This is a genomic window from Burkholderia sp. MSMB0856 (assembly GCF_001524645.2).
Lineage (GTDB): Bacteria > Pseudomonadota > Gammaproteobacteria > Burkholderiales > Burkholderiaceae > Burkholderia > Burkholderia diffusa.
Window position 1 is genome coordinate 727,907 of sequence record NZ_CP013429.1, and the last position, 13,721, is coordinate 741,627.

General features: G+C 61.1%; 13 protein-coding genes. 5 read left to right on the forward strand and 8 right to left on the reverse strand.

Translation table 11 applies throughout. The features are described from left to right. Window positions 1-6: 6 nt before the first annotated feature. Window positions 7-240 (reverse strand): hypothetical protein, encoded by a 234-nt coding sequence (locus WS87_RS32055; protein WP_011549124.1) that lies wholly within the window; start codon window positions 238-240, stop codon window positions 7-9. Between the two features lie 521 nt (window positions 241-761). Here WS87_RS32055 and WS87_RS32060 point away from each other — a divergent pair. Then, entirely contained in the window at window positions 762-1,163 is a 402-nt protein-coding gene (locus WS87_RS32060) for a hypothetical protein (RefSeq protein WP_059690449.1), read from the forward strand. A 218-nt stretch (window positions 1,164-1,381) separates the two neighbouring features. Here the strand turns inward: WS87_RS32060 and WS87_RS32065 are convergent, their stop codons facing one another. From WS87_RS32065 to WS87_RS32090, 6 genes are all read right to left on the reverse strand, one after another. After that, window positions 1,382-1,885 carry a YbaK/EbsC family protein gene (locus tag WS87_RS32065; RefSeq protein WP_059814760.1) on the reverse strand — a complete coding sequence of 168 codons (504 nt, stop codon included), beginning with the start codon at window positions 1,883-1,885 and terminating at the stop codon, window positions 1,382-1,384. Window positions 1,886-1,961: 76 nt separating this feature from the next. Continuing rightward, window positions 1,962-3,374 (reverse strand): aspartate ammonia-lyase, encoded by a 1,413-nt coding sequence (locus WS87_RS32070; RefSeq protein WP_059814757.1) that lies wholly within the window; start codon window positions 3,372-3,374, stop codon window positions 1,962-1,964. Beyond that, window positions 3,340-4,350 (reverse strand): LysR family transcriptional regulator, encoded by a 1,011-nt coding sequence (locus tag WS87_RS32075; protein ID WP_059814753.1) that lies wholly within the window; start codon window positions 4,348-4,350, stop codon window positions 3,340-3,342. The genes WS87_RS32070 and WS87_RS32075 overlap by 35 nt, the downstream gene beginning before the upstream one ends. A gap of 67 nt (window positions 4,351-4,417) precedes the next feature. Then, on the reverse strand, window positions 4,418-5,815 hold the full coding sequence (locus WS87_RS32080) for an MFS transporter (RefSeq protein ID WP_082750524.1): 1,398 nt from the start codon (window positions 5,813-5,815) through the stop codon (window positions 4,418-4,420). Window positions 5,816-5,989: 174 nt separating this feature from the next. After that, window positions 5,990-7,069: a type II asparaginase gene (locus WS87_RS32085; protein WP_218929487.1), complete on the reverse strand. Its 1,080-nt coding sequence runs from the start codon at window positions 7,067-7,069 to the stop codon at window positions 5,990-5,992. 369 nt (window positions 7,070-7,438) lie between these two features. Then, entirely contained in the window at window positions 7,439-8,530 is a 1,092-nt protein-coding gene (locus WS87_RS32090) for an Acg family FMN-binding oxidoreductase (protein ID WP_059814750.1), read from the reverse strand. 289 nt (window positions 8,531-8,819) lie between these two features. On the opposite strand from WS87_RS32090, the gene WS87_RS32095 reads away from it, so the two are divergent. Next, window positions 8,820-9,272 carry a pyridoxamine 5'-phosphate oxidase family protein gene (locus WS87_RS32095; protein ID WP_059700995.1) on the forward strand — a complete coding sequence of 151 codons (453 nt, stop codon included), beginning with the start codon at window positions 8,820-8,822 and terminating at the stop codon, window positions 9,270-9,272. A 96-nt stretch (window positions 9,273-9,368) separates the two neighbouring features. Beyond that, window positions 9,369-9,746, forward strand: coding sequence for a hypothetical protein (locus WS87_RS32100; RefSeq protein ID WP_059814748.1), 378 nt, complete (start codon window positions 9,369-9,371; stop codon window positions 9,744-9,746). 214 nt (window positions 9,747-9,960) lie between these two features. On the opposite strand, the gene WS87_RS32105 is transcribed toward WS87_RS32100, so the two are convergent. Beyond that, window positions 9,961-10,800, reverse strand: a complete 840-nt coding sequence (locus WS87_RS32105) for an HpcH/HpaI aldolase/citrate lyase family protein (protein ID WP_059814804.1) — start codon at window positions 10,798-10,800, stop codon at window positions 9,961-9,963. A 633-nt stretch (window positions 10,801-11,433) separates the two neighbouring features. On the opposite strand from WS87_RS32105, the gene WS87_RS32110 reads away from it, so the two are divergent. Continuing rightward, complete coding sequence (locus WS87_RS32110; RefSeq protein WP_059814745.1) at window positions 11,434-12,741, forward strand: dicarboxylate/amino acid:cation symporter; 1,308 nt, start codon at window positions 11,434-11,436, stop codon at window positions 12,739-12,741. Window positions 12,742-12,754: 13 nt separating this feature from the next. Beyond that, window positions 12,755-13,696, forward strand: a complete 942-nt coding sequence (locus WS87_RS32115) for an amino acid ABC transporter substrate-binding protein (protein WP_059814741.1) — start codon at window positions 12,755-12,757, stop codon at window positions 13,694-13,696. Window positions 13,697-13,721: the final 25 nt, after the last annotated feature.

Sequence of the window (13,721 nt, forward strand, 5' to 3'; positions counted from 1 at the left end):
TAGCCTTTAGCGGTTACCGTCGATCAGATCGTTCAGCAGCGCATCGAACGCAGCCTGTGCGTCTTCAAGTTCCTGCAGGGCGGCATCGAAGGTTTGCAGCGCGAACGGCGAAGGCTCGCCGCTGCCTTGCGGCGGAAATTGCTTCTGCATCGAGGCGAACGTACTCTGCACACGCAGCGTGGCGGCCACCATGCGCTCCATCGCCTGGGTTTCTTCGGCTCGGGCCTGTTCCGGATTCATTCCACTCTCCCTGGATGGTTTTCTTGAAGACCAGATCGTACACGCTGTGTCCGTTCTTGCCGCCCTTGGCAGAACGACTCCGTTGAAAGTTCCAACGGCACGCTGCGCGAGAAGCGATTTAATCGGGAATGATTCCGCAGTCGCGCCGAGGCCAAGTACTCATCGAGCGTGGCTACAAAATCCCGCCGCAGGTCACAACGATTGGCCGCTTTGGATGAATCTGAAGGGCCGTTCGGGGTCGATGCCGGACGTCGACGTCGCGAGGAAGCACATCATTCGATGCGCGTCATGGACTGGCCCGCACCGATAGACGCGAGAGTTGAATTCCGGTCTCGGCGGAAACAGCAGCCGTCTAATTGTGGAGTAGTATTCCCCCAATGTCCAAGTTATTGCTCGGCCTCTGCGACGCACTGCCAACCCATCCGTGACGAGGGCGGCAAGCTCGTTGGAGGGTTTGGAAACCGCTTGAACAATGCGTGTGGTGGCGTCGGCCGTGACGATGGCGTCGACGGGAATACGTCATGTCAACCGAGTGGAAGCACCGCGTCAGACTGTTTATCCAGCGCTTCTGGCAGCCGACCAGTGCGTGCATGACCTGCATGCCGGGAAGCTGGGGAAATATCACGAGCCTTGCCCACTGGTCCATTGCATTTCATACAGGTTTGTTCACCGGACTCCTGGCTGTACTTTTGACTTTCACGCCCGCGGCGAAGCTCTACACGCATCGATACGGCAATGCGCTGATCGTTGGTGTCCTGACAACGTTGGGTGATGCCTACTCACACACGAGTCACTACCGCATCCCCTTTGTCGAGCACATCCTGACGGGTGCAATTTCAGGTCTCTTGACGCTCGCGGCCTCATATCTGCTCGAAGATCGCGCGCGACGCCTTCGGGCGGTATGGGCTCGGGTTTTCGGATAGCGGATCCGCTGACTTTCCCGAACCCACCGACTCAAACGGAAAGAGGCTCGCCGATCAGACTACGTTTCACGGGAAGGCCGAGCATGGACAACCGCAGCTCGCGACCGTTGCATGCCCCAGCGTCACAGAGCGGCCGAACCCGGCCAGTGATGCTGTCGCGGCCGCTTGCGGCGGCGAGCCTCTGGACTCACGCCGGCGGAATACGATCCCTTTTTCCCTCAATCTGATTTTCTGGCAGCGAGAGGTAGCCAGTCCGCCGAGCGTTCGATGCTGCGAAGAAAGGTATCCAAAGCGCTTCTTGAGAGCGATACGCTCGCATTGTTCTCGAGTGGATGAAACAGAAAGATTTCTTCGCCGTCCAGTTCAGCGTCGATGACAAGTCGTACGCGTGTGGCCTCGTCATTGACGAGCGCGAGTGGGCTCAAGGAGCCCGTACGGATCCCGAGCAACTCGAAGAGCTTGTCACCAGACGCGAACGAAAGACGTTTGCTACCGATGGTTTCGGCGACACCAGCCAGATCGAGCGACTTCGTGGCAGTCGTGACGACGAGGAAGCAGCGGCCTTTCTTGTCCTGCAGAAGCAGGTTCTTGCAGCGAGTCCCCGTTACGGAAAGCGCCAACATTCCGGACTCCGTCATGTTGGACACCGAGCTGTGCTCCTCGCACGAGAACGGAATCCCCGTTTCTTCCAGGAGCTTCAAGACTCCATCTTTTCCCAGCATCTGTCGTTCGTCCTGATCTCAAGGTGGCGACCCGCCCCGGACGCGCTCCAGGGCCGGCCCTCTCACCCATTACGTGTCACGCGTCGAACACGGGGTGCGACGCCTTGCGAATCGCCGCGATCGTTTCCTCCGCTGACAGCAATCCGGACTCCTCCAGAATTTCGACCAAAGAGCGACCTTCGGCCACGGATTGGCGCGCGAGCTTGCTCACACGGGCATAGCCAAGCTTCGGGACGAGTGCTGTTGCAACCGCCATCGACTCCATCAGATGCTGCTCGTTGCGCGCTACGTCTGCCGCGATGTCCTTCACGCACTTGTCGCCAAAACGCCGAATACCATTGCTGAGCAGGGCGATACTGTCGAACACGCGCGAAGCAACCACCGGCTCGAAGTGATTGATTTCCAGTTCGCCGTACTGAACCGCTTGAGCGACGGCGACGTCGTTTCCGACGACCGCAAAACTCAGCTGGACCATCGCCATCGGCAAGACCGGATTGATCTTGCCCGGCATGATGGAAGAACCCGCCTGTGCCTCCGGCAGCATCAGTTCCGCGAGCCCGCCGACCGGACCTGACGACAAGACAGTCAGATCGGAAGCGATCTTTGCAAGCGACACGGCGCAGGTTCGAAGTTCGGCAGAAACGCGCGAGAACACGTCCATGTTCTGCATGGCGTCGAACGGATTTTCCGGCGCCTGATAATTGACGCCGGTGACGGCCCGGAGATGCGAGTACACGGCCGCGCGGTAGCCCGCTGGAGCGCCGAAGCCCGTCCCGATTGCGGTGCCGCCGAGCGGAAGCGTACGAAGCTTGTCGCGCACCGCGACAAGTTCCCCCGCCAGACGCTCAGTGAGAGACGCGTAGCCGCCAAAAAGCTGACCAAGACGCATCGGCTGAGCATCCTGCAGGCATGTCCGGCCGAGGTGCAGAATGTCGGCGAACATCGAGGCCTTTCCGCTGAAAAGGGCCGAAAGTTGCGTGACTTCGTTGATGAGCGGCCCGAGCATCGCGAACGTGGCGATCTTCAAGGCAGCAGGATACGCATCGTTCGTCGATTGGGAGCGATTGACGTGGTCATTCGGATGAATGACTTCGTAAGACCCTGCAGCGTGCCCCAGGATTTGCTGGGCGCGATTCGCGATGACCTCGTTGAAGTTCATGTTGGTCGAGGTGCCGCCCGATCCTTCCATCAGATCGACCACGAATGAGGAGTCGAATTTCCCCTCGATGACTTCCTTGCACGCCGCAACGATGGCATCGCACTGCGCGTTGGTGATGACCTCGTTGTCGCGATTGGCCAATGCCGCGGCCCACTTGACCTGCGCAAAAGCATCCCGAAACGCCGGATAGTGGGCGATGGTCAAGGGCGAAACGGTGAGGTTGTCGACCCCGCGAACCGTATTCACGCCATACAGTTTGTCTCCTGGAATGGAGACCTCGCCGACATAGTCACGTTCAATTCGATGTCCGCCCTGAGCAATCTTGTTCATGTGGTTTCCTTCCACCAACAGTGATGAGTTTTTCAATGCCCCGGCCGAGCGCTGCCAGCCTCGGCAAGAACGATGTTTCGATCACGTCGCGCGCCGTATCGCAAGCGTCGTCGAAGAAAGCGTTGTATTCGCCCCGGCGCGCGACGAGGTACAGCGAGCGCTCGAGACCCAGGTTGTCCACGACGTGCGTGGCTACGTTGCCCGCATGCGTCACGCCCTGAAGCAGACACATCGGCGACGTAATGGCCCAGCCGATTCCTTCCGCCACCATCGATGTCAAGGCATCGGCGTTGTCCAGTTCGAGCCTGTTCGGCACGCGTATCTCGATGCGCCGGAGGTACCGTTCGATCTGCATGCCCACCTGAGACGTTCGGTTGAACCTGACGATGGGCAAGCTGTTAACCAGCGTGCGCAAGTCGTCGATGGTCTTCACGGGCGTGCCGAGATTTTTCGGCGTTATCACGAGGTACCGCTCCGAGAACAGTCGATATCGGACAACGTCATTGGCATCCATCAGCGGGTCGCTCGTGACAATCAGGTCGAGGTCCCTGCGCAGGAGGGCTTCTCCCTGCTGAGGACTCAGGCCCGTGCGAATCGACAACTGCGACACCTTTCCCAGCAGCGTTTTCGTAAAAACCGAGCCGCACGTGGACGCAAACGAATCGACCAGTCCGATGCGCAAATCAGGTTTGATGCCGCTACCTGCTTCGACCACTTGCGCCTTGAGATTGGCGATCTCTTCGCTCAGCACGGCTCCCCGATTTCTGAGTGCAATGCCAAAGGGCGTCAGCGCCATCGGTCGCGTCGTCCGGTTGACCAGCACGACGCCCAGTTCGTCTTCGAGCTGCCGGATGATTTGCGAAACGCCCGACTGGGATATGCCCATCCTGGCTGCGGCGGCGGACATGCTGCCCTCTTCCGCGACAGCGACGAAGACTTGTACAGCATGCATGTCAATGGGTTTGTTCGACGGCATGGCGTGTCCTAATGTGAGCGTCTCGGCATATGTTCTCGCATCTCGTCGCCATCGACTTCCGAAGTCATCAAAGGCGCGTCTCCCTGCCGCCCGACGCCGATGTGACGAAAGATGCATCATGGTGCCCGGCGGTGTTTACCTGGTCCTCGGCGACACTGTCGGACTTCACGTCGGAGAGATTCTCCTTGCCCGTTTCGGGTGCCATGAAGTGGCAGAACACACCGCCGAAGAGCAGTACCGCGACACAAACACCTAGCGCTGTGCGAATGCCGACCTGCTGAACGGCGATTGGCAACAGGAACGTACTGATTGCCGAACCAAAGCGGCTCGAAGCGACCGCAAGGCCAACGCCCGACGCGCGCAGGTGTGTCGGGAAAAGTTCGGGCGGATAGACGAATTCAAGGTTCGCTGCTGCCGAGAGAACGCACGCGAAGAGACCGAAGACGAGCATCGTGCCGATGGGCCCGAAACTGCCGTATGTCAGCACGGCCAGGGCGAGCGCGGCCAGGTAGAAGGTTCCGATGAGGAACGTGCGACGGGATATGCGATCGATCAACAGCAGGCCGATCACGGCACCGGCGAAGAGCAGGACGTTGTAGACGAGGCCGCCCACGAACTTGTCTTTGACATGCAGCGCTTCAAGGACTTTGGGCGCGAAGGTGCCCAACGCAAAGTACGGAATGACCTGGCAGGTATAGAAGACGCAGCCAACCAACGTGTTCTTGCGCCAGCGGGTCGAGTACAACTGCGACCACGCACCCATTTGTCGCTGCGGTCCGGCCGACGTCGTCGCGAGCGCGACTTCAGGACCGAATCTGCGATGAATGATGGCAAGCGCTTCGTCACCGCGGCCGCGCTTCATCAGCCACATCGGTGATTCGGGAACGATCAGGCGGAACGGAAGAATCAGCAGCGCCGGAATGCCGCTGGCAGCGAGCATGAAGCGCCAGGCATCGGGCCCGATATCGCGCATGGCGAAGCCAGCCAGATATGCACCGACATAGCCCGCCGCCCACGCTGCCGCAAGCACGCTGAGCAGACGGCCACGATAGCGGCGTGGAGAGTATTCGGTCACCAGGGACTTGCTGACCACGTAGTCGGCGCCGAGGATGAGGCCGAGCAACAGGCGCAAAACGAGCAACTGCGAGGGCGACGTCACGAAATACTGCGCCGCCGAGACGACTGCGAAGAGCAGCATGTCATACGCGAAAATCGTCCGACGGCCATACTTGTCCGCGATGGGGCCAGCCAGCATGCTGCCGAAAAACAGGCCTGCAAGCGATGCCGCGCCGAGCAGCCCCATCCATAGCGCATCGAGATGCAGCGGCGCGACTGCCATGCTGACCGCGATGCCGACAATGCCGAGCACGAAGCCGTCGCTGAATTGGCCGCCCGTTCCACTGAATGCAACCCCGACGTGAAATGGGTGCAGAGGCAAGTCTTCGAGTAGTACCTGTTTGCTCACAATCGTCTCCTGTCTAATGTGGTGTCCATATCGATGCACCTTGGAGACCAGTGTAGAGCGGCGATTTCAAGAAAACAGCATGTGTCTGCACAGTATCAGTAATACTAATACTCTCTGTCATCAGGGATGAAAACGGGCGCGACGATGCGACAGCCTCACCGCGCCCACGAACGCTCAAAACTGGTGAAGCATCTCCTGTACACGCTCCGGCTTGTTCGTCACCGTGAGCGCGAGCATCAAGAGGATTCGGGCTTTTTGTGAGTTCAGGTTATCGCCGAGCAGACCAATATACGCAGGGTCTTCAGGGATGTAGCCACTTCCGGTTCTCGATGAACGGACAACGATAACGCCCTTGTCAACGGCCTTCCTGATCGACGGAAGTGTGAGCAGGGATTCACTGCCCGCACCGACGCCGGCGACCACAATGCCGCGCGCGCCGTGCGCCACTGCAGCGTCATACATATACCCGCCGTCATTCTGGTAACCGTAAACGATGTCGACTTCGGGAAGCGAGTCCAGTTTCGACACGTCAAACGGCGTCCGGGTGGTCTGCAGCTTGGCCACGGTGGTTTCGAAGTGCGGCACATTGTCGATCAAGGTACCGAGATAGCCGTCGTCCGGGCTCTTGAACGTATCGAGGGTGTTGGCGTTGGTTTTGGTGATATACCGGGCCGAGCCAATGCGGTCGTTGAGGACAACCATTACGCCTCGTCCGCGTGCTGCTGGAGATGCCGCAATCGTGACTGCCTGGAGGATGTTGCTCGGACCGTCCGCGCTGATTGCGGTCGACGGGCGCATGGAGCCCGTCAGCACCACGGGCTTCTCGCTTTTCACCACGAGGTTGAGAAAATAGGCGGTTTCCTCGAGCGTATCCGTTCCGTGCGTGATGACGACACCCGCAATGTCGGGCTGAGCCAGGAGCTGGTTCACACGCTTGGCAAGTTTGAGAAGAATTTCATTGGTGATGTTTTCGCTTCCAACGTTCGATATCTGTTCTCCCGATACCTGCGCCACCTTCCCGAGCGACGGAACCGACTTCAGCAGCGCATCGGCCGTGAGCACGCCGGACTTGTAACCCGTGCTTTGCGTTTCGCTGGCGGCGGTCCCGGCGATGGTGCCACCTGTCGCAAGCACCGCGACATGCGGAAGCGATATTTGCGTTGGAGGTTGAGGCGGGGTCTGAGCCATCGCTGACCCGCTAACGATCCAACCGATTGCAAAAAATCGGCGAACCACCTTTCTGTACTTGCTCATTTGCTCACACGCGTCTCTCACAACGGACTCCGAATGAAAAGTGTAAAAGCTGGGGCCGCATCGGGCGATGACGCGGTTGCTCTGATCGGACTATTCGATGGCCGTCCCGACGGGATGCGGAACAACGACGACGTTGGGGTGCCTGGCGTCCGATGAGGGGCAGTTTAGTGAGCAGCGGAGCGCGCCAAATTTGTCGGACACTACGATTACTAATTCTGATACCGAGCGAGAGATTTCGTGAACATTGTCGAACGTCGGGCGATGCCCGATCGCGATCGGAGTTCCACGCAAACGGCAACTTTCCAGGTCAAACAGTCACTTCCTCACATCGTGCTCCACGACGCCAACAGCGCGGCAATACCGGCGGCATCAAACCAGCACCGCCTCCACGCGACGGCGGGGCGAGAACGGCAAGGTCGGCCCATAGCCGAAGCGCATGACGATATCCGGCCGGCGCCGGCCAGTATCGCCGACGATGCCTGCCAGAAGCGGACGAAAGCGCGCGACCTCGACGGGCTGATTGACGAAGGCAACCTTGATTCCAAGGTTTGTCGCCGTCAGCGCGAAGCGCTGACAGGCCCGACCGACCCTGACCCAATGCTCGTTGTCTTCCCGATCGCCGACAAACACGGCGATGCCCGCTGACGAATCGATTTGGCGTGCATATTTGTCGCGCTCCGTTCGGGCGTTGAAGAACCGTTCGAACGCGAAGCGGCCGAGTGCGCTCGGCAGCACGGGATTCCCGCTCGCAGCGGAGAACAGGCCGTCGCCCGACGACATGGCGCTGCGTGGGTTGAATCGGATCCATTGCTCCAGTTCGTTCATGAAAGCTGAATCCGCCATTTGAACGTCGTTGGCCGCGACAACCAGATCTCTGACCTTGTCGATCCTCATTCGGTCAGTGATGAGGGTCAAGTGAACGCCGGGCGTGGCGGCAGCCTGCTCGAGGAATGTGAGATCGACGACAGGAACGGGATGCCTGTCATATTCCGCGCGCGTCGACTGTCGTTTGGCAATTGCAGCATGGAGCGAACTCGCCCTCGTCGATCCGTGTACGAATGCATAACGCGCGCCGTCTCCGCCGGGCACCATCTGCACCTCGCCCGGCCAGCCCGTTGCCGCCGCCGAGATGGCGAGGTTTTCCGCCGCGCATCCAAGGCTCACGAACAGATGATGGTCGTCCGGGTCGACAGCGGGTGTGCGGCGCGAGATATCCGGCAGAATGTCGATGAACCCGTCGCCGACATGAAACCGCCAAGGCTGCGTATTGTGGCTGTTGGCGGCAAGTGTCGCATGGCGGATGAGGCCGCCAAGGTTCGGCGGCATTGTCAGATCGGCACGCAGGCGCTTTGCATAGGCCTGATAGTCGGCCATCGATCCCACGGACGACATCCACGCCGTCGTGCCGCCTGCCAGCAACAAGGCGCCGCCGGCGCCGACGAAAAAAGTTCGCCTGTTCATGCCAGATTCCCGTACGTTGCAGCGGGCAACGGAAAATTCGCAATGCCCCCTTTGGACCGCGAGTCCAAATCCCCCGTGCCTCAACCTATGTCAGGCAAATGCCGGCGCTGTTGATTTCAGTCAATTGCGGTCGGCTTGAGTCGAGTCCTGCGAAGCGGGCCGTGCAGGCGGGCCGGTCGCTCTTGCGCGCCGTGCGTCTCGAAGTTGCTCATCTTCGGCATTTGATTTGCATCAAGCGTCGTATGACACGGTGGTACAGGATAGGATTTCACGAACGGGAAGGTGATCCATGGACGAGCAGATCAAGCAAAAGATCCTGTCATTGCTGGACCAGCATCGGATCATGACGATCGCCACGCTGAGGCCGGACGGCTGGCCGCAGGCGACCACCGTAGGCTACGTGAGCCAGGGACTGACGCTTTACTTCCTTTGTGGTCTGGAAAGCCAGAAGGCGGCCAATCTGGCCCGCGACGACCGCGTATCGCTCACGATCGATCACGACACGTCAGATCTGATGGCGATTACCGGCTTGTCGATGGCGGCGCACGCACAACCCGTGACCGATCGTGCCGAAGCAGAGAAGGTCTTGCGCATGCTTCCACTGAAGTATCCGGATATGCAGGCGCCGCCGATGCCGATGCCGTCTCCTGACGAAGTCCGGATATTTCGCGTGATTCCGACAGTCATTTCGGTGCTCGATTACTCGCAGGGCTTCGGACACACCGATCTTTTCACTTGCTAGTGCCCCTCCCTATCAAACACGTGAAACTCCGTGACGCGGCGCTCGCATCGTAGCCCCAGGTGGGCAACCTGCGCCAAAGCGGGCTGCGTTTATGCATTGACCGTTTTTGTGATCGGCTTCGCCTTCGGCGCGATTCGTGTCCTGCTGCTGGTGCGGCTCCTGGGAGAGACGGCAGCGGTATCGCTCGAAGCGCCATTCATGCTTGCCGCGAGTTGGTACCTGTCGCGCTGGAGCGCGCAAAAATACGACATGCTGACAGACACCAACGAGGCGTTGCTGATGGGCGCGATCGCGCTGGCCATATTGACGTTTGCGGAGTGGTGCACGAGCTGGCTCCTGTTCAGAAGGACCGTGCTCGAGTACTTTGCCGGCTTTTGGTCTGTGCCTGGCGCGATCGGCCTCGCAAGCCAACTTTGCTTTGCAGGCTTTCCATTTCTGCAGGCGAGCGGTCACCGAATCGAATCGAGCAGGTGAACGCGATTGCCGCGTGGTTTTGAACGCCGTGCTTGCACATGCGAGGGCCGACGTCGCTCATGAGCAACGTCTCCGAATTTCCACAACAGGATCGTTCATCGACTGGGTTGTCGAGCTGATGAACGAACCTGCTTCGGTGGACAGGCGATGAACGTGTGCGATGTCGCCAGGAACGAGTCGCATCTCGTCCCGATGCCGGCAAGGTCGCGCTTTGTCATGCACGGCCCGCCCCCTCCGCTGCCGAGCTGACGGACGCGGCCAGTTCCGCAATGCGGGTCGCACGCAACAACACGGGCCGATCGACCATCTTCCCGTCGACCGTCACCACGCCGCCGTTCGCATCGCGCGTCGCGTCGAGCACGCGGCGCGCCCAGCGCACCTCATCCGCACTCGGTCGAAAGCACGTGTGCACGAATCCGATCTGCTTCGGATGAATGCACAGCTTTCCGCCGAATCCCAGTTGCTTTCCGTTGAACGCGTCGCGCGCGATCCGTTCACCGTCGTGAATATCCGGCGTCACCCCGTCGACCGGCGATTCGATCCCGGCGACGCGCGAAATCAACGTCAGCTGCGAGCGAAAGTGATTGAGCGAAACGCCATCATCCGACATACCCATGTCCACGATGAAATCGAGCGTGCCGAACAACAATCGTTCGACATGCGGTGCCTTTGCGACCTCAAGCGCATTCCACATGCCACGCGCGCTTTCGATCAGCGGATAGACCGGCACACGCCGGCGCGCAAGCGCAACGGCAGCGCACACATCATCCGCACGCTCGGCCTTCGGCAGCACGATACCGGCCACCCCGTTCAACGCGCCGAGCGCGGCATCTGCCTCGAACCACGGCGTGTTTCGTGCGTTGATTCGAACGAGCACCGGATGCCCGGGTGAAACCCACTGTGCTATCGCCTCGCGCGCGGCCACTTTGGCGTCCGGCTCGACCGCATCCTCGAGATCGATGATGACTGCATCGGCGCCGCTCGCGAGCGCCTTGTCGAACCGTTCAGGCTTGTTTCCCGGCACGAACAGGTATGACCGGGCATTCACGCGCATCGCCTCTTTCGCCGCGATGTCGACGCCCGTGTTGTCCGACCTTACGCGGACCTTCACGTCGTCATCGACCGCTCGTTTCACTGCTGCTGCCATCTTCACGGGCGGCTCCTCCGTCGAGTCGTTGGCATCATCCGGTTTCGGAGGCCATTACACGCGGAAACCCGCCACGCGACAACTATCGATCGACACTGCCGGTCATAGCCCGAACCTATTGCGCCGCACATTTTTGAGCGCCGGTAAGAAGTCCCCCACGGCCACGCCTCCCCTTCATTGCGCCTGCCTGCTTCCGAATGTTGTGCGCTGCATGAGTGGCGGCATTCACCCGCGCAGCGATTCGAGGACCGCGCGGCCTTTCTCCGAAGCCGGAAGCCGGCGCAAAGCGCGCCGCTCCCCCGCGAAACCGCCGTCAAGATTCACCGGCCATCAGACGAGCCGTGTGCTGCTCCGCACAAATCGGATACCCGGTTGCGCCGGCCCCGTGCACCGCGGCGCCACCGGCGCAATCGTCGCCGGGCAATCGGTCGCGACACCGCGCTAGCGCAAACCCGCCCCCGGTTGCACTGTTCATCGCCGTTCGGGTCCTGTATTGTCCTTCCATCCCCGGTTGCGGAACCGGTGCATGGGAGGCTCACGATGCAGAAAAAGAACGCTGCAGCCGTCTGGATCCTGATCGCGATGGTGGCGGGCATCCTGATCGGCTACATGATCTTCACGAGCTTTCCTGACAAAAAGGCCACCACCGAGATCGCCGGATACATCTCGCTCATCTCCGACGTGTTCCTGCGCCTGATCAAGATGGTGATCGGGCCGCTCGTCTTCTCCACGCTGGTCGTCGGCATCGCGCACATGGGCGACGCGGCATCGGTCGGGCGCGTGTTCGCGAAATCCATCGGCTGGTTCATCACCGCGTCGCTGATCTCGCTGCTGCTCGGGCTGTTCATGGCGAACCTGCTGCGGCCCGGCGACAACCTCGGCCTGCCGCTGCCGGACATCGGCGCATCGGCGAATCTCGCGACGTCCAAGTTCACGCTCAAGGATTTCGTCGGCCACATGGTGCCGAGGTCGTTCGCCGAGGCGATGAGCAACAACGAGATCCTGCAGATCGTCGTGTTCTCGATGTTCTTCGGCGTGGCGCTCGCCGCGCTCGGCGAGCGCGGCAAGATCCTCGTGGCCGCGATCGACCAGCTGTCGCACGTGATGCTCAAGATCACCGGCTACGTGATGAAGCTCGCGCCGCTCGCGGTGCTGGCGGCGATGGCCGCGACCGTCGCGGTCAACGGGCTGTCGGTGCTGCTGAAGTTCGCGGTGTTCATGGGCGATTTCTACGTGAGCCTGTTCCTGCTCTGGACCTTGCTCGTCTGTGCGGGGCTGCTGTTCCTCGGCCGCCGCGTATTCAAGCTGCTGGTGCTGATCAGGGAAGCGTTCATGCTGTCGTTCGCGACGGCCAGCTCGGAAGCCGCGTATCCGAAGATCCTCGACGCGCTCGACCGGTTCGGCGTCCGGCGCAGAATTTCGAGCTTCGTGATGCCGATGGGCTATTCGTTCAATCTCGACGGCTCGATGATGTACTGCACCTTCGCGGCGCTGTTCATCGCGCAGGCGTACAACATCCACCTGTCGCTCGGCACGCAGATCACGATGCTGCTGGTCCTGATGCTGACGTCGAAGGGGATGGCCGGCGTGCCGCGCGCGTCGCTCGTCGTGATCGCCGCCACGCTGCACCAGTTCGGGCTTCCGGAAGCCGGGCTGCTGCTGATCCTCGGCGTCGATACGTTCCTCGACATGGGCCGCTCGGCCACCAACGCGGTCGGCAATTCGATCGCCAGCGCCGTGGTCGCGAAGTGGGAAGGCCAGCTCATGTCGGAGGCGGAAGCCGAGGCCAACCTGGCGCGCATCGACGCGGAGCAGGAAGGGACGATCGCGCATCCAGCGGATGTCTGACGGAGGCCCGGCGATGAAGATGCAGCGATTCTGGCGTGCGCTCGCGCTCGCAGGCCTGCTTGCCGCGGGCGCCACCGCGCGCGCGGAAGATGCGCCGTCCACGATGCCGCGCGTCGAGCCGTTCGCGCCGGCCCAACTGACCGGCACGCTCGCGAAGGTGCGCAGCAGCGGCACGATCGCGATCGGCTATCGCGACGCGTCGATCCCGTTCTCGTACCTGAATGCGCGCAACCAGCCGATCGGTTATTCGATCGAGCTCTGCAAGGCGCTCGTGTCGTCGATCGAGGATGCGGTCAACAAGAGCCTGACGATCCGCTGGGTGCCGGTCACGTCCGACAACCGCATCGACGCGGTGGTCAACGGCACGGTCGATCTGGAATGCGGCTCCACGACGAGCAACCTGGAGCGCCAGAAGCGCGTGGCGTTCTCGCCGATCATCTTCGTGGCCGGCACGAAGGTGATGGTGAAGCGAGGCTCGCCGATCCGCTCGTTCCGCGATCTCGCGGGCAAGAAGGTCGCGGTGACGGCCGGCACGACCAACGAGAAGGCGCTGCGCGACCTGGACGCGCGGTTCAGGCTCGGGATCCAGCTGCAGGTGGTGCCGGACCATGCGCAGGGCTTCGCGCTCGTCGCGAACGGTCAAGCCGACGCGTTCGCGACGGACGACGTGCTGCTGTACGGCCTGATTGCCGAGAATGCGGGCAAGGGCGGCAAGTACGACGTGGTTGGCGATTTCCTGTCATACGACCCGTACGGAATCATGTTCCGCAAGGACGATCCGCAGCTCGCGCAGGTCGTGAAAAGCACGTTCGAGGAGCTGGCCGTCGACGGCGAGATCACGCGACAGTACAAGCGCTGGTTCCTGCGCCCGCTTCCGTCGGGCATGAGTCTCAATCTGCCGATGAGCCCGCAACTGGAAACCATCATCGAGACGATCGGCGTCAAGGGCGAATGAGATTGCGCGGCTGACCGCACGGACG